We start from the raw sequence: 15,618 nt of genomic DNA on the forward strand, positions 1-15,618 counted from the left end.
CTGTGCGCGCGTCGGCCATGGGCTGGCCCTTTCATGAGAGAACGGATGTTCTTGCATCGAATGTGTGACCTTTACTGGCGGGCCTCGTTGGATGCGGTGACGGGATCTTCGGACGGATCCGGGCAGGGGGTGACGGGGTGGGCGGGCTGCGGTCACTGGCCAAGCCGTTCGTCGCGACCGGCCCGAGCGGTGTGGCCGTGCGGACCCGCCTCAAGCATCTGACGCCGCAGGACGAGAAGGTCCTCGGGCTGGTCGGCGCGCATCTCGGCTCGCTCGCCTCGAAGGACCTCAAGGCCCGCTGCGCGGAAGGTCTGGAGCACTCCGCGGACACGTGGGCGGTGCGTAAGCGGGAACTGACGGCGGTGTCGTCGTCGCGGTGGGCAGGCAGCATCACCAAGGCCACCCATGATCAGTGGGCGCTCGCCCGCCGCTGCCAGTCCGCCCACATCCAGGGCCTGGAAGCGGGCATCGCCACGATCGCGCACCGGTTGTCGCTCCCGGTCGGGGAGAGTGGCAGCAAGAAAACGCCGGGCGGCTACCGTTCCCGTCAGGAGTGGCACGCCAAGACCCGCCGCCTGCACGTCCTCGAAGACCGGCTGGCCGCCGAGCAAGGTGACCGCGAGGCTGGGATCGTGCATGTGGTGAGGGGCGGCAAGCGCCTGGCCCGCACCCGCCACCACCTCGACACCGCCCAGCTCACCGAGCACCAGTGGCGCCAACAGTGGGAAGCCGAACGCTGGTTCCTCGCCGCAGACGGCGAGTCCGGGAAGCGGTACGGCAACGAGACCATCCGTGTCAGCCCCCAGGGCGAGGTGAGCATCAGGCTGCCTGCCCCGCTGGCAGACCTGGCGAACGCGAAGCACGGCCGCTATGTGCTCGCCGCCCGGGTGAGCTTCCCGCACCGGAGGCAGGAATGGGCCGACCGTGTCGAGGCGAACCGGGCCGTGGCCTACCGCATCCACTACGACGTCACACGCGGGCGCTGGTACCTCACCGCGTCCTGGCACTACGCACCGACACAGACGATCCCGCTTCAGGCTGCCCTGGCCGAGGGCGTGATCGGCGTGGACACCAACGCCGATCACCTCGCCGCCTGGCGCCTGGATGTCCACGGCAATCCGATCGGCACCCCGCGCCGCTTCTTCTACGATCTGTCCGGCACCGCGCAGCATCGCGACGCCCAGGTCCGTCACGCCCTCACGCGCTTGCTGAACTGGGCGAAGACCTGTGGCGTCACAGCGATCGCGGTGGAGGACCTGGACTTCGGCGCGGAGAAGACCCGGGAGAAGCACGGTCGCAAGAAGCGCTTCAGACAGCTGATCTCCGGCATGCCCACCGGGAAGCTCCGCGCCCGGCTGACCTCGATGGCCGACCACACGGGCATCGCAATCATCGCCGTGGACCCGGCCTACACCTCCCGATGGGGCGCCCAGCACTGGCAGCGCCCGCTGACCTCGAAGAACCGCACCACCACTCGCCACGACGCGGCCGCCGTGGCGATCGGCAGGCGCGCCCAGGGACACCCGATCCGGCGACGGACGGCACCGCCCCACGACGACCGGAGTGATCGTCGTGGGCATCGGACCGTCCAGGCCAGGCCGGAGGTCCCCGGGCGTGAGGAAACCCGCCCCCGCATTCCCGGACCACGCACCAGATGCGTGCCGCCCGGATGCGGAGCGAACGCGGGGGACCAGAACGCCCAACACCGTTCGGGGCGTTCGGCTGAGCATGCGTCCTGGCAACAGGACTCACTCCCGCTCAGTCTTTAGGAACGGTCACGTCAGGAAGAGGGCCGCCCCGTCGCGGCGGCTGCGGCGGGCTCGCCAGGTCAGTACCGTGAGGGCCGCCGCGAGCCAGCAGGCCCCGATCAGCGTTTCCCAGGCCGCCAGCCCGGCGGTGTGGGCGCCCGCTCTCCCGGCCAGTACCTCGCGGACCGCGAGGAGGCCGTGGGTCAGCGGCAGGACATCGCCGATCCGGCCGAGCACCGGGCCGACGGCGCTCGCCGGGACCTCCGGGCCGCAGACGATCATCATCACCGTGAACGCGGCGTTGGAGACCACGTTGCGCAGGTCCGCGGCGGTCAGCACCAGGGAGCCCAGGAACAGGCCGAGGCAGTAGCTCGTCATCGCGACGAGGACGAGCAGCGCGGCGAGCAGGGCCACCTTGGTCACGGTCAGCCGCAGGTCCGCCACGGGGGCCAGGATGAGCACCGCCCCCAGGCCGCACGCCACGCCGTCCGGGAGCCAGAACAGGCTCCGCCCCAGCAGAACCAGCGAGGGACTGCTGGGCGAGGCGACCAGCAGGGGCAGTGTGCCGTTCTGCAGTTCCCAGGTGGTCGACGCGGTCGCGAAGATGCCGTGCAGCGCCACCAGCGCCACCGCGTTGCCGATCAGCAGATAGCGGGCCTGGCCGGGGCCGAGCAGGTCGCCGATGGTGGTGAAGAACAGCACCTGGGCGAGCATCCGAACGAACCAGCCGAGCAGCCAGGTCTTCCAGGTGAAGACCGTGCCGTAGTCGGCAGCTCCGGCGCGTGCCGCCCAGCCCAGCACCTGGAGACGGCGGCCGAGGCCACTGGACGCGTCCGGCGTGTCATCGGCTTGCGCAGCGGCCATCGCGTCCGGAGCGGTGGCCATTTCATCCGTGCCGCCGCTCATGTCAGCCCCACCGTCCCGGTCTCCCGCACCAGCCGTACGACCCTGCCGAGCAGCAGCCGGCCGCCGGTCCCGGTGAGCAGCCCGAGGCCGAGGACGGCGCCGGTCCGCCAGGCCACCGAGGTGACGGGGGCCGGGCCCAGCGCGTCGCGCAGCAGGTCGGAACTCCAGGAGAGGTAGATGAGCCGGCCGATCGGATGGGTCCACTCCGGCAGCCGGTCGAGGGGGGTGAACACCCCGCCGAGCAGCAGCACCGGATAGCTCAGCGAGTTCTGGAAGGTGCGGGCGGTGCGCGTCGCCACGAACAGTGCGGCCATCAGAGTGGCGGACCCGGCGGTGGCGACCGCGGTGGCGAGCAGACCCACCAGGAAGACGAACGGGTGCGGTACGTCGGGGACGATGCCGAAGCCGAGGATCGCGACGGCGGCGACCTCCACCACCGTCAGCAGACTGATCGCCGTGGTCACCCAGACCCGGCTGAGCACCACCCGGGCGAAGCCGGCCGGCGCCGCGATCTGGAGCTCCAGGGTGCCGAGCCAGCGGTCGTTGTCGACGACCTCCCCGGAGATCAGCATCGCCATGCTCCACACACCCATCAGCACCGGTGCGAGCAGCCCGTACGCGAGGAGGTCCGGCCGGTCGTTGTGCCGGATCAGCAGCAGGAACACGGCGGCGAGCAGCGGCGTGCGCACCAGGTCGATGAGGTAGTCGCGGTGGGTCAGCACCAGCCGGCCCTGGAAGCGCCCGGCCGCGGCGAGCAGACTCACCGGTTCACCACGCTGCGCTTCTCGTTGCGGTGGACGAGCCGGAGATAGACCTCTTCGAGGCTGGGCAGCTCCGTGCGTACGTCGGTGACGCCCTCGGCGACCACGAAGGCCAGCACGGTGCCGACGGCCTCCTGGCTGTCGACGGAGACGACCGCCGTGCCGTCGTCGGCCGGGTCCACGCCGAGGACACCGGCGAGGGCGCGCACCCGGTCGAGCAGCCCGGCATCGGCGCGGACGCGGACGCGTTCCTGCCGCGACACCAGCCGCGCCAGGGTCTTCGGGGCCTCCGCCGCGATCACCCGGCCGTGGTTGATCATCGTGACGCGGTCGCAGAGCACTTCCGCCTCGGCCAGGTCGTGCGTGGCGATGAGGATGGTGCGGCCCTCCCCGGCGAGCCGCTGGATCAGCTCGCGCAACTGGCGGGCGGCCAGCGGGTCCAGGCCGTTGGTGGGCTCGTCCAGCAGCAGGACGCGCGGGTCCCCGATGATCCCCCGGGCCAGGTGCAGCCGCTGGCGCATGCCGACCGAGAAGGTCTCCACGCGGTCGTCGGCTCGTTCGGCCAGGCCGAGTTCGTCGAGCAGCGCGTCGGTCCTGGCGAGGCCCTTCTTGGTGGACATGCCGTACAACGCGGCCCAGTAGCGCAGATTCTGGCGGGCCGTCAGACGGGGATAGAGCCCGCGTTCGCCGCCGAAGACGATGCCGAGCAGCGGCCGGATCCGCCGGTGCTCGGTCACCAGGTCGTGGCCGAGTACGTACGCGCTTCCGGAGGTCGGCAGCAGCACCGTCGAGAGGATCTTCATCAGGGTGCTCTTGCCGGCCCCGTTCGGGCCGAGCAGTCCGTGCACCTCGCCCTGTTCCACCTCGATCGAGACGTCGTCCAGGGCGGTGACCGCCGGTCCGCGCCGCACGCGGTACTCCCGCCTCAGCCGGCGGGTGTCGACGGCCAGGTCCGCACCGCCCGGCCGATTGCCGCTGTCGCGCATCACGCTCCCGTTCGCATGGACGAAGAGTGCTCGGTGTCGGGTGTGCCGGGTGTGCCAGGTGTGCTGGAGGGGGCGGATGCGGGGCCGGCCGCCTCGTCGAGCCATTCCTGCCGGGCGGCACCCGACACCAGCAGGAAGGAACCCAGCGGGGTCCGCGCGACCAGATGGCGGCCGACGTCGTCGAGCCGCAGCTGCTCGACGGGCTTGTCGTCCAGCGGTATGTCCGGTTGTACGTCCGTGGGCGCGTCCGGTGTGTCCAGGGGCACCCCGAACAGCGGCACCCCCGCCGCGAGCAGCCGCCGCGCACCCGGCCGGCGGTGTACGAGGTCGGAGGCGAGGGCGGCGAGGCGTCCGCCCCGGCCCTCGATGCCGGACTGCGCGGCGAAGGCCGCCGCGCGCACCGGGCTGCTCCAGCGCACCGCGGTGCGCGCCCACCGCAGCAGCCGTGCGCGTACGGCCGCCGCCCGGGTGTGCGGCAGCACCACAGAGGGCCGCCATCCGAGGCGGGCGATCCCGCGCATCGCCTCCCGCCATTCCGGCCACAGGCCGGCCTTGTCGAGGTCGTCGCGCACCTGCTGTACGCCCTGCTCGTCCAGGGCCCGCAGCAGCAGGACCAGGTCGAGCAGGTCACGGGAGCGGAAGGGCCGTTCCCACCGTTCCGCCACCAGGGCGACCGTGCTCGCGGCCAGCGGGGAACGCGACGGGCGGGCGAGCTGCCGGGCCGGTCCGTGGACGTCCGTCACGATCTCGGCGGTGAACAGGCCGACGGCGTAGGGATCCTGGGACGGATCGGGCGCCGGCTTGCGGAACTCCGCGCCCAGGTGCGGGGAGACGGTGTCGCCGGGGCGGGCGGGCCCCACGGTGAAGGCCTCCAACTCCCAGCCGGTGGCGGCCAGATGGCGGGCGCAGGCCCACAGATCGGCATGGCGGGGGCAGATGACGTCGAGGTCGCCGGCCGAGCGGAGTACCCCCGGCGGATAGAGGGCGGCGATCGTCATCCCCTTGAGGAGGAAGGCGTCGGGCGCGTGTTCCTGGAGCCGTTCCCAGACCTGTTGGTAACGCTCGATGCGTTCCTGGGCCAGCCGCAGCTCGGCCGTCTGGTCGTCCGTGAGCTCCTCGCCGCCCGCGGCCCACAGGCTCAGCAGGGTGGCGGCGAGCTTGTGCCGGCCGTCGCGGGCCGTACGCAGCACGGTGTCGCGGGCGGACCGGGGCCCGGCCTCCAGCAGGGCGAGAACCGTGTCGGTCGTGACCGCGGTTCCGGTCGTTACTTCAGTCAACGCCGACTCCGCCCCCGTGAGCGAGCTTTTGTTGTGGTCGAAGGGGTGACGCGAATTGATGTCGCGGAGTGCGAAGGGGAGCGACGGAAGACGCGATCAGGATCTCCGGAAAACCGGACACACCGATCCCGATCGCATCGACACCGGTCGCTTACTTGCCCGGCTTCGGGCGGACCGTAACCTTCTTGAAGGCGACGCTCATGGGACCCTCCTTGATGTGTTCGGTCTTGGAAGTTAGCCTCAGCGTATTGCCTCGAATGGTGCATGACAACGGTGCAACTCGCTTTGCATACAGCCCAGTTGGCGTGAATCGCCGTGAAAGTCCAAGGGCCGCGACCGAGCGGAGAGTCGGAGGATCATGGCCGTCCAGGAGTGGTTGCGGGCTCCCTTCACACACGATCCCGTACGGCGCCGAACGTATCCGGACGACGTCTACTTCCGCGAGATGGCGGCTTTGCTGGACGGGCGGGACGCGGACGAGACCGAGCGGACACTCGGGCGTACCACCTTCGTCATGTTCAAGCCCGACGCCGTCGTCGGACGCCGTATCGAGCCCGCCCTCGACCTGCTGGCCGGCCATGGCTTCGTGCCGCTCGGCGCGCTGGAGGTCCGGGTCGACGCGCGGGTCTGCCGTGAGCTGTGGCGCTACCAGATCAACGCCGCGCCGCTGGCCGTCATCCGGGCCGTGGACATGATCCTGGAGTCGGGGCCGCCCTGTCTCTTCGTCGCGTTGCGGGACACCCATGGTCCGGAGCGGACAGGGATGACGGCGGCCGAACGGCTCAGCGAGCTGAAGGGATCGTCCAAGAACCGGGACACGGGCGGCGCTTCACTGCGCGGCGCGCTCGGCTGCGAGCTGATGTGCCTCAACTTCCTGCACGCGCCGGACGATCCCGCCGATCTGATCCGTGAGGTGAGTGTCCTGCTGTCCGGGCGGCGGCGGGACGAGGCGTTCGCGATGCTGGCGGGCGAGCCGTCCTCCGAGCGGTCCGCCGGGGTGGTGGCCGCCGCACGTCGGCTCTGCGCCGCCCACCCGGCCCACTCCCTGGCCCCGGCACCCGGCTCGGAACTGCCGCCGCTGCCGCCGATGGCCGACCCCGCCGGGCTCCTCGCCAGGGTGGACGAGCTGGCCGGGGACGACGACGGGCTTCCGCTGTGGGACCGCATAGTGATCGCCGCGCATCTGGTCGACGGCCTCCCGTCCGAGGGAAAAGCGCTGATCGGACCGCCTCCGGGTACGCGCCTCAACCATCCCCGGTCCACCGGGCCCGCGAAGGCCGTGACGGCCGCGACAGCGTGACGGCCGCGACGGCGTGACCCGCCTTCCCGCCCATCCCTCGCCCAGGACTCCGCCCGAAAGGCCCGACCCCGAAAGGCCCGATCCCCGATGGACGACTCCCCGACGGACGATTCCCTCATGGACGACGTCACGCTGCACGGCCCGGCGAGCTGGGAAGGGCCGGTGCGCCGGTACGGGCCGGTGGCCCGGGTCGCCGTGCTCTCCGACATCCACGCGAACATCCCCGCCTTCGACGCCGTGCTCGCCGAACCGGACGTCGCCGCGGCCGACCTCGTCGTCCTCAACGGCGACCTGACGTGGGGCCCGCAGCCGCAGGAGACCTACGAGCGGATCGTCGCCCTGGGTGAGCGCGCCCTATGTGTGCGGGGCAACGCCGACCGGTACGCCGCCGAGATCGGCACCGCCGCGCGGGTGGCCGACACGCCCCGCCAGTCGTGGATCGCGGACCGGCACTCGCCCGAGGCCATCGACTTTCTCACCCGCGTGCCCTTCGGGGTCGTGGTCGGGATCGACGGGCTCGGCCCGGTGCACTTCTGTCACGGCTCCCCGCGCAGCGACCATGAACTGGTCACGCCGGGCACGCCGGCGGAGCGGTTCGCGCGGCTGTCCGCGGCCCTCGACGCACGTGTCCTGGTCACCGGGCACTCGCACCTCCAGTTCGACCGCGTGGTGGCGGGCCTGCGCAGCGTCAATCCGGGAAGCGTCGGGCTGCCGTACCACTCGGGCGAACCGGGCACCGCGTACTGGGCTCTGCTGGGTCCCGACGTCCGTCTGAGGACCACGCGGTACGACGTCTCGGACGCCGTCGCCCGCGCCCACCGGGCGGCGGACCCGGACGCCGAGCGCTATGCCGGCACCCTGATGAGCCCGCCCGTCCCGGAGAAGATCGTCGAAGAAGCGGAATCCCTCGTTTTCGTCAATTGACAGCCGCTGCCGCTTCCGCCGCGCGCGGCATTCATTGTTTCCATTCCATCAACTCACCGAAACGCAGGGTGAGTTGGGGAGGAAATGCCGGACCGCCCGGTGTTGACAGGCCAACTCGCCATGTGTTGACCTGTTCACGCAAAAACTGAAAGTTGTTTGGCACTTTTCTCTCGCACCTTTCCGGCAAGCAGGAGGAATCCATGCAGACAGCTCCACTCGCCACCCCGAAGACCACCACGACGACACCCGCGCCGGTGATGCTGCTGCCGCGCCTGGTCGAGCGGATGATCACGGACCGTCAGGCCGTGCACATCGCCAAGTTCCGCACCACCTGCACCGACTGCGTGCCGAACTTCTGAGCACGGCGTCACGTGTCGGCGGACGTACGACAGCGTCCGCCGACCTGCGCGTGGTGCCCGAAGTCGTCGAACGGTGTCTGAGCAACGCACCCCGCGGACTGTGCGTCCTGGCGATCGACGGCCTGTCGTACGGCGTCGCGGAAGGGGCCCTCGCCCACGCCCGGACGCGCCCGCTGCGCTCCACGTTCCCCAGCACCTCGACCACCGCCTGGCTGACCGCCGTCACCGGCGCCGATCCCTCCCGGCACGGCGCCCTCGGCATGGTCTACCGGGCGCCGGACGCCGACTGCGTCACCCACCTCATCACCGGGGAGACGTACGCCTTCGGCCCCTGCCCGCCGCCCAAGAACCCGTTGCTGCACGGTGGTCCGACCCTCTTCGACCGCGCCGTGGCTGCGGGCGGGGCCGCCTTCGTGGTCGGCGCCGAACTGGAGCGGCTGACCGGGGAGTGGGCCGCGGCGCTGCTGCACGGCGCCCGGGTCGTCCCGTCGTCGGCGGCCGAGCTCGACCCCGATCCCGTCGCGGTCGTCGAGCGGACGGTGCGCGAGGTCGAGGCCGTCCTCGCGGATTCCCACGAGGTGCCACCCCTGGTGTGGGCCTACGTGAACCTCGACGACCACATCCACCTGGCCGGTTACGACGACCGCCTGCACGCGTCCCTGCGGCTCCTGGACACGGCGGCGAGCCGCTGGGCCGACGCCGGATGGAGCGTCCTCGCACACGCCGACCACGGCCAGGTCCCGGTCGCGCCGAAGGCCGAACTCCTCGACGCCTGGGCACGGTTGGACTCCCCCGCGCACTGCCGGATGCCCGGCGGCGGCGCGGGCCGCGTCCGGTGGATGTATCCGCTGCCGGGCCACGAACGGGAGCTCGCGGCCGCCCTGAGCGACGCACTCGGCGACCATGCGCTCGTACTGACCCCCGACGACCTGGCCGAGCGGGGACTGCTCGCCGCGACACCCGTCGTCCGCGAACGCATCGGCGCGGTGGTCGCCCTCGCCACCTCCGCGGCCTTCCCCGTGCCCGACCCCACCGTCGCCTGGGAGCACGGATCCCTCAGCGACGACGAGATGTTCGTACCCCTCGCCGCCTGGAACGCACCGCTCGCCCAGGACTCGTAGCACCAGGACTCGTAGTACCCAGCACCCCCAGACGAATAGGAGAAACGGTGAGCACGGTCGTGTTCCGCAACAAGACCGGTGGTTCGGAGACCCTGTACGCGGCACCGGGCCAGAACCTCCTCGACGTGCTGCGCCTGCACGGCATCCCGGCCAACGCGGTGCTCGCGTACCGGAACGGGGCGGTGATCCCCGAATCGGCGGTCGTCGTCGAACCCGACGACGTCATCGAGGTCCGTCAGGTACGGCACTACGACCTCGACGTGCTGCGCAAGCCCAAGGAGCACGTCTACGCCGCGCCGGACCCCGTGTACTCCAAGTCCGTCCTGTTCGACCACGGCGGCACCCTGGAGCGCCGCACCGAGCAGCTCACCGCCGAGACCTTCGTGCAGTACGTCGAGGAGACCTTCGTCCAGAGCATCACCTCCGGCGGCACGATGCGCGCCGGGGACCGCGCCGTCATCGGACTGTCGGGCGGCCGGGACAGCGTCGCCTACCTCAAGCTGCTCGAACGCACCCGGGGCCGCTGGCCCGAGATCGACATGACCGCCGTCACCATCACCGGGCTGCCCGACTGGGACGAGCCGGCGACCTTCCAGATCGCGCTGGACTCCTGTGCGGGTCTCGGCCTGGAGCACACGATCGTGACCGCCGACGACGTGGCCGACGTGTTCAAGCTGCGCGAGCCGTTCGTCGACGTGATGAACAAGGTCGTCGCCGGCGAGCACCGCAACATGAACATGGTGATCGGCCACCAGGTGCTGCGCCGCATGCTGGAGCGGGAAGCCGGGCGCGCCGACGCCTCGGTCGTGGCGTTCGGCTTCAACGCCGACGACCTGGTGGCCAGCATGGTCACCTGGTTCACCACCGGATACCGGATGGGCGGCATCCCCGTCCGGGAACTGGGCGATCTGCGGTACGTCTTCCCGCTCTACCGCATCACCAAGAAGGAACTGACCCTCTACCTCGAACTCGTCGCGCCGGAGCTCAGCCGGCAGGGCGCCCCGGGCCGGTTCACCACCGGCTCCGACGAACGCTCCATGGCCTACGCGATGGCCGACCACCTGTACGACCTCTGGCCGGGCATCGACTACTACCTGTTCAACGCCTTCGAGAACGTGCAGCGCAGTCTGCTGCCGGTGGTCGACGACCTGTGCCGGGTCTGCGGCGGCCGGTATCTCCTGATGGAGGGCGTGCCCAACCCGGCCGGACTGTGCGACGTGTGCGGCTTCCTCCACCGGCAGGAGGCGCTGCGGGCGGACGCCGTATGACCGATGACGATGACGTGAGGGGCGGCGGTGCGGGCCGCCCCTGGTACCAGGACTTCTTCGGCGAGGAGTTCTGGGCCGTGGCGGCCCACGAGTACACCGCCGAGCGCACCGCGTCCGAAGCCGATTACCTGGCCGAGGTCCTCGACGCCTCGGCCCCGGGCCGCCGCGTCCTCGACCTGGGCTGCGGCACGGGTCGGCACGCGGTCGCGCTGGTCGGGCGCGGGTTCCGCGTCACCGGCGCCGACGCCGGCGCGTGGGCCCTGCGGCAGGCCGCGGCGACGGCCGCCGCGGCCGGGGTGGAGGTGGAGTGGCTGCACCTCGACCTTTTGCGCGAACTCCCCTGGCCGGTCGGCGAGTTCGACGCGATCGTCTGCGTGCAGTCCTTCGGCTGGGGCAGCGACGCCCAGCAGCTGCGCCTGCTCCGGGAGGCCCGCCGGGCACTCGTCCCCGGCGGGCTGCTCGTGCTCGACCACTCCAACGTCCTGACGATCGCGGGCCATTACGTGCCCGAGGCCACCTTCGAGACCGAGGGGCTGCGGGCCGTCTTCCGCCGCAACTACCAGGTGGCCACCGGCCGCAGCGCCGGTTCGATCGAGGTCCGGCGCGGCGGCGCGGAGCCGGTGGTCATCCATGACGACGTACGGCTCTACCAGCCCGCCGAGGTACGGGACCTGCTGATCCGCGCCGGGTTCCAGGTCGAGCGCGCCGACGCCGACTTCACGGCGGGCCGGGAGGCCGCGCTCACGACGCGATACGTGCAGTTCGTGGCCCGCAACCCGGAGGGCGCGGACACCACCGCGATCACGGCGTGGGAACGGCCCGCCGCCGGGGGGCTTGTCGGATCTGCGGGATCTGCGGGATCTGCCGGACCGGAGGATGCGGTCGGCCCCGGCGATGTCGTGGACCTGCGCTGGTCGCCCGACGAGATCGACTTCGTACGGTCCTCGGTCGACCGTGCCTTCCAGGGGGTCACCGCCGATACGGCGCGCGCCTATCACGTGACCGACCCCTACGCCGCCGCACAGGCCGCGCCGGTGCTGTCCGCGCACTTCGGCCTCGACCTCCCCCCGGACACGGTGACGGCCGGCACCGGAGCCACCGGTCTGCTGCACGCCTGCGCGGCACTGGCGCAGCCGGGTCCCGTGCTGCACCTGCGCGGCGGTCACCCCGACCTGCCGCGCTGGGCCGCCCGCCTGGGCAGCGAGGCCATCGCGACCCGGATCGAGGACCTGGTCGCCGACCTCGACCGGCACGCCCCCTCGGTCCTCGTGCTCGACCGCCCGACGATCACCGGGGACCTGTACGGCAGGGCGGCGCTCGACGAGATCGCCCGCGCCGCCCGCGCACACGGCACGACCGTGGTCCTCGACGAGGCGTACGCCGTCTACGCGGGCCCGGACGCCAGCTGCGTACCGGCGGTCGCCGAACACGACAACCTGATCGTCGTGCGCAGCATGTCCAAGGGCTACTGCTGCGGCGGACTCCGGGTCGGCTTCGCGGTCGCCGCGCCCGCGCTGACCCGGCGGCTCCGGGAGGCCGCGCCACCGCTCGGCGCGAACGGCTACGGTCTGGCCGTCTCCCTCGGCCTCCTGGCGCAGGGCGACGTCTTCGCCGCGCTGCGGGCCAGGATCGCCGAGGTGAAGCCGGAGATGTCGGCGCTGCTGCGGGGGGCGGGGCTCGCGGTGACGGAGGGGGCCGACTGTCTGCCGTGGGTGACCGCGCCGGCGGACGACACGGGCGGGGCCTTGGCCGAGAAGCTCGGGCTGAGGGTCAAAGAGGTGGAGGGGCAGGGGTTTTGGGGCACGGTTACGGGTTCGGGTACGGATACGGGGGTTGTAGGGCGCGGGCTGCCGGGGGCCAAGAGTGGCGGCAGGCTCTTCAAGATCGCTGTCCCGCTGTCGGACGCCCGGCTGACGGCCTTCCGCGCGGCCTTCGCCCAGGGCGGATAGCTTGAGCGGCCTCAGTGGTCCAAGTGGCCTCAATGGTCTGGTCGGTGACATCCAACAGGCCGTCGACGCCGACGAAGCGATGCGCTGGGTCGCCCGGCTGGTCGAATGGGACCGGTACCAGGGATCGGCGGGGATCGCCGAGGCGGCCGACTTCGTCGCGGGTGAGGCCGAACGCGTGGGGCTGGCCGACGTCGAGGTGCTGAGCTTCCCCGCGGACGGCACGACAGCGTGGTGGACGTACACGGCACCCTCCTCCTGGACACCGCGCGCCGCGCACCTGTCGCTCAACGGCCGCCCCTCGCTGGTCAGTTACCCCGCACAGCCCTACGCCCTCGCGGCGAACTCGGCGGCCACGGACGGCGAGGTGCCGCTCGCGCTGGCGCAGGAACCTGGCTGGCCGCCGGGCGCACTGGTCCTCGTCGGGTCGGCGGCCGGCCTCGGCCCCGGCCTGTTCGCCCGGATGCGGACCGAGAAGGCGAGCGGGTTCTGCGTGACGACCCATCCCGACCGGCCCGGCCAGGCGGGGCGGGTCGAACTGCCCGGCGACAGCGCCCTGTTCGGCTTCAGCGTGTTCCCGGCCCAGCTGGACGAGCTGCTCCGTGCGCACCGGCGGGGCGAGCGGGTCCGGGTGGTCGTCGACGTCGACACCGGCCCCCGGCGGATGCCGGTCGTGGTCGCCCGTACCCCGTCGGGCTCGGCGGCGGAGGGCGACGCGTGTCTGCTCGGCGCCCACCTGTGCCATCCGGCTCCCGGGGCCAACGACAACGCCTCGGGTGTCGCGGCGGCACTGGCTGCCGGACGCGTGCTCGCGGGGCGGTCGCTGCGCCGTCCCGTCCGGTTCGTCTGGGCACCGGAGTTCGTGGGCCTCGCCGCCTACGTCCACCAGGCGGTCGAGGAGGGCACCCGGCCGCTCCCCGCGATGGCGGTCAACCTCGACATGGTGGGCGAGGACCAGCAGCGCTGCGGGGGGCCGCTGATCGTCGAGTACGGCCCGGAGTACCTCCCGCACTACGCCAACGCCCTGGTCGAAGCCTGCGTACGGGCCCTGCCGCCCGCCGCGCGCTCCTACAGCGGTGCCGTCGGCTGCGACACCTGGGCCTGGCGTACGACGCCGTTCGTCGGCGCCTCCGACCACGCGATCCTCGCCGACCGGGCGATCGGCGTCCCCGCCGTACAACTGGGGCACTGGCCCGACCGGTTCAACCACTCCGGTGCCGACACGCTCGACAAGGTCGATCCGCGGGAGCTGCGCAGGTCCGCCGCGATCGCGGCGTCCGCTGCCGCCGTCGCGGCGACGGCCTGCGGACGGGACGCCGACCGCCTCGCCCAGCTCCTGACCCGCTGGACGGCCCGCCGGATGACCGCCTGCCTGCCGTCCGTTGAGGGGCCGTCCTCCGACGGGCTGGGCGGGGACCGGTCGGCCGTCGCCCGGCTGACGCGGCGCTGGCACTACGGCCGGGACGCCCTGCGCACCCTGCGCCCGCTCGGCGCGAGCCCGCGCGTGCTCGACCGGCAGGCGGAGCTCCTCGCCGGGCTGCACCGCACGCTGTCGGCAGCCTGGGACGACGGTCTCGCGGAGCACCGGCCGCCGGCGCCGCGCGGTCCGGGCCTGCGCAGGGCCTGGCCCGGACCCTTCAACCTCCGGGCGCTGATGGGAGCCATGGCGGAGAAGGACCGCCAGTGGTTCCTGGAGGAGCTGACCGTGGACCGGGGCCGCTGCTACGCCGCCGCGATGGCCCTCGCGCAGAGCATCGACGGCACCGCCGACGCGGCGGCCGTCATCCGCACCGCCGAACTGGACTCCGGCATCCGGCCGGCCACACCGGACTTCGGGGAGCGTTTCCTGTCGGCGATGACCAGGGCGGGCTGGGCCGACGAGGTCGCGCCGGACGGGCCGCCGCCGGTAACCGGGCCGCACGAAGAAAGAGGGGTAACGGCATGAGCACGAGCGGGCCGCGGGTCACCGTCGCCGAATCCATCGACGACCTCGACACCGCCCAGTGGCAGCGGGTGGCCGCCTCGGCCGCCGCCCCCGTCCACTACACCCCGGAGTATCTGCGGGCCTATCAGGACAACCCGCTCAGCCCGTACGCCGCCGTCCGCTATCTGACGGCCGTCGACGCCGGTCGGACCGTCGCCGTACTGCCGTGCTATCTCGACAAGCAGGGCGACCCGTACGGCTTCCTGCGCGCCGTCGGCATCCCGGAGGCGGACGGCACGGCGCTCCTCGGGCACAACTGGTACTGCTACGACACCCGGATCCCCGTGCTCGCGACGGACGAGGAGCATCGCGACCGGGTGCTCGCGGCGATGCTGGACGCCCTGGTGGAGCTGGGGGCCCGCGACGGCGCGCGGGCCACGGGTCTCGTCAGCGTCGCGGAGGGCGATCCGCTGCTCGACGCGGCCCGCCGCAAGGGGTGGCGGGTGGCCCCGATCGTCACCCGCTTCCAACTCCCGCTCCAGGGCGTGACGACGTACGACGACTATCTCGCGAGGCTGGGCGCGAGGACGCGTCGCAACATCCGCCAGTACATGCGCCGCGCGGCCGACGCCGGTGTCACGACGTCCGTGGAAGCCCCCCGGCCGGACTTCCTGCGCACCGTGTGTGACCTCACCCGCCGCACGGCCGCCAAGTACGGCAGCGCGGACATGTATCCCGAGAGCGCCTTCATCGACTTCGTCATGGCCCTCGGCGACCGCGCCCGTGTCGTGCGCGTCGACCTGGGCGAGCGGACGCCGGCGGCCGCGGTGGTCCTGCTGGACGACCAGCGCCTGCACATGTGGGTGGGCGGCACCACTGACGCCACCGTCCAAGGCTTCAGCCCCAACTACCTCATGTGGGCCACGGAGATCCGCGCCGCGATCGAGGCGGGCAAGCAGTGGGTGGAGGGCGGCCGGAGCAACCGCCCGATGAAGGAACGCCACGGCATGAGCCCGCTGCCGCTGTACGCGTGTGTCGCCCCCGGCTGACGAACGAGCCCTTTGACCAGGGGCACAGTCTGCACAGGTTCCACGCATG

The 15,618-nt window shown here is 72.1% G+C and carries 12 protein-coding genes and 1 pseudogene; 9 read left to right on the top strand and 4 right to left on the bottom strand.

Translation table 11 applies throughout. The features are described 5' to 3' along the window. Positions 1–137: 137 nt before the first annotated feature. Positions 138–1,769, top strand: a pseudogene (locus tag AB5J50_RS26195) (IS200/IS605 family accessory protein TnpB-related protein). Positions 1,770–1,775: 6 nt separating this feature from the next. Here AB5J50_RS26195 and AB5J50_RS26200 read toward each other — a convergent pair. From AB5J50_RS26200 to AB5J50_RS26215, 4 genes are read right to left on the bottom strand one after another with little or no spacing between them, the layout of a single operon-like run. Then, entirely contained in the window at positions 1,776–2,654 is an 879-nt protein-coding gene (locus AB5J50_RS26200; protein ID WP_327430218.1) for an ABC transporter permease, read from the bottom strand. Next, a complete protein-coding gene (locus AB5J50_RS26205) occupies positions 2,651–3,418 on the bottom strand; it encodes an ABC transporter permease (protein ID WP_369260726.1) in 768 nt (255 codons plus the stop codon). Before AB5J50_RS26205 ends, AB5J50_RS26200 begins: the two co-directional genes overlap by 4 nt. Beyond that, positions 3,415–4,401: an ATP-binding cassette domain-containing protein gene (locus AB5J50_RS26210; RefSeq protein WP_369260727.1), complete on the bottom strand. Its 987-nt coding sequence runs from the start codon at positions 4,399–4,401 to the stop codon at positions 3,415–3,417. The genes AB5J50_RS26205 and AB5J50_RS26210 overlap by 4 nt, the downstream gene beginning before the upstream one ends. Continuing rightward, entirely contained in the window at positions 4,401–5,678 is a 1,278-nt protein-coding gene (locus tag AB5J50_RS26215) for a nucleotidyltransferase family protein (protein WP_369260728.1), read from the bottom strand. The genes AB5J50_RS26210 and AB5J50_RS26215 overlap by 1 nt, the downstream gene beginning before the upstream one ends. A 358-nt stretch (positions 5,679–6,036) precedes the next feature. Between AB5J50_RS26215 and AB5J50_RS26220 the strand changes: the two genes are divergently transcribed. The 8 genes from AB5J50_RS26220 (at position 6,037) to AB5J50_RS26255 (ending at position 15,569) form a co-directional block, all read left to right on the top strand. After that, complete coding sequence (locus tag AB5J50_RS26220; protein ID WP_369260729.1) at positions 6,037–6,978, top strand: hypothetical protein; 942 nt, start codon at positions 6,037–6,039, stop codon at positions 6,976–6,978. A 117-nt stretch (positions 6,979–7,095) separates the two neighbouring features. Continuing rightward, positions 7,096–7,902, top strand: a complete 807-nt coding sequence (locus tag AB5J50_RS26225; RefSeq protein WP_327430223.1) for a metallophosphoesterase family protein — start codon at positions 7,096–7,098, stop codon at positions 7,900–7,902. 200 nt (positions 7,903–8,102) lie between these two features. Next, entirely contained in the window at positions 8,103–8,261 is a 159-nt protein-coding gene (locus AB5J50_RS26230) for a hypothetical protein (protein ID WP_369260730.1), read from the top strand. A 53-nt stretch (positions 8,262–8,314) separates the two neighbouring features. After that, on the top strand, positions 8,315–9,382 hold the full coding sequence (locus AB5J50_RS26235; RefSeq protein WP_369260731.1) for an alkaline phosphatase family protein: 1,068 nt from the start codon (positions 8,315–8,317) through the stop codon (positions 9,380–9,382). 47 nt (positions 9,383–9,429) lie between these two features. Beyond that, the gene (locus tag AB5J50_RS26240; RefSeq protein ID WP_369260732.1) at positions 9,430–10,650 is read left to right on the top strand and encodes a hypothetical protein; all 1,221 of its coding nucleotides are present in this window, start codon (positions 9,430–9,432) and stop codon (positions 10,648–10,650) included. Then, positions 10,647–12,599: an aminotransferase class I/II-fold pyridoxal phosphate-dependent enzyme gene (locus AB5J50_RS26245; protein WP_369260733.1), complete on the top strand. Its 1,953-nt coding sequence runs from the start codon at positions 10,647–10,649 to the stop codon at positions 12,597–12,599. Before AB5J50_RS26240 ends, AB5J50_RS26245 begins: the two co-directional genes overlap by 4 nt. Before the next feature lies 1 nt (position 12,600). Then, positions 12,601–14,541: a DUF4910 domain-containing protein gene (locus AB5J50_RS26250; protein WP_369260734.1), complete on the top strand. Its 1,941-nt coding sequence runs from the start codon at positions 12,601–12,603 to the stop codon at positions 14,539–14,541. Continuing rightward, the gene (locus AB5J50_RS26255; protein ID WP_327430229.1) at positions 14,538–15,569 is read left to right on the top strand and encodes a GNAT family N-acetyltransferase; all 1,032 of its coding nucleotides are present in this window, start codon (positions 14,538–14,540) and stop codon (positions 15,567–15,569) included. The genes AB5J50_RS26250 and AB5J50_RS26255 overlap by 4 nt, the downstream gene beginning before the upstream one ends. The last annotated feature ends 49 nt before the right edge of the window (positions 15,570–15,618 follow it).

This window comes from Streptomyces sp. R35, from assembly GCF_041053035.1.
Classification (GTDB): domain Bacteria; phylum Actinomycetota; class Actinomycetes; order Streptomycetales; family Streptomycetaceae; genus Streptomyces; species Streptomyces lutosisoli.

Excerpts from the sequence above, each read along its gene's own strand:
- AB5J50_RS26230 (WP_369260730.1), top strand. The coding sequence starts at position 8,103 with ATGCAGACAGCTCCACTCGCCACCCCGAAGACCACCACGACGACACCC.
- AB5J50_RS26210 (WP_369260727.1), bottom strand. The coding sequence starts at position 4,401 with ATGCGCGACAGCGGCAATCGGCCGGGCGGTGCGGACCTGGCCGTCGAC.
- AB5J50_RS26220 (WP_369260729.1), top strand. The coding sequence starts at position 6,037 with ATGGCCGTCCAGGAGTGGTTGCGGGCTCCCTTCACACACGATCCCGTA.
- AB5J50_RS26245 (WP_369260733.1), top strand. The coding sequence starts at position 10,647 with ATGACCGATGACGATGACGTGAGGGGCGGCGGTGCGGGCCGCCCCTGG.
- AB5J50_RS26200 (WP_327430218.1), bottom strand. The coding sequence starts at position 2,654 with ATGAGCGGCGGCACGGATGAAATGGCCACCGCTCCGGACGCGATGGCC.
- AB5J50_RS26225 (WP_327430223.1), top strand. The coding sequence starts at position 7,096 with ATGGACGACGTCACGCTGCACGGCCCGGCGAGCTGGGAAGGGCCGGTG.
- AB5J50_RS26255 (WP_327430229.1), top strand. The coding sequence starts at position 14,538 with ATGAGCACGAGCGGGCCGCGGGTCACCGTCGCCGAATCCATCGACGAC.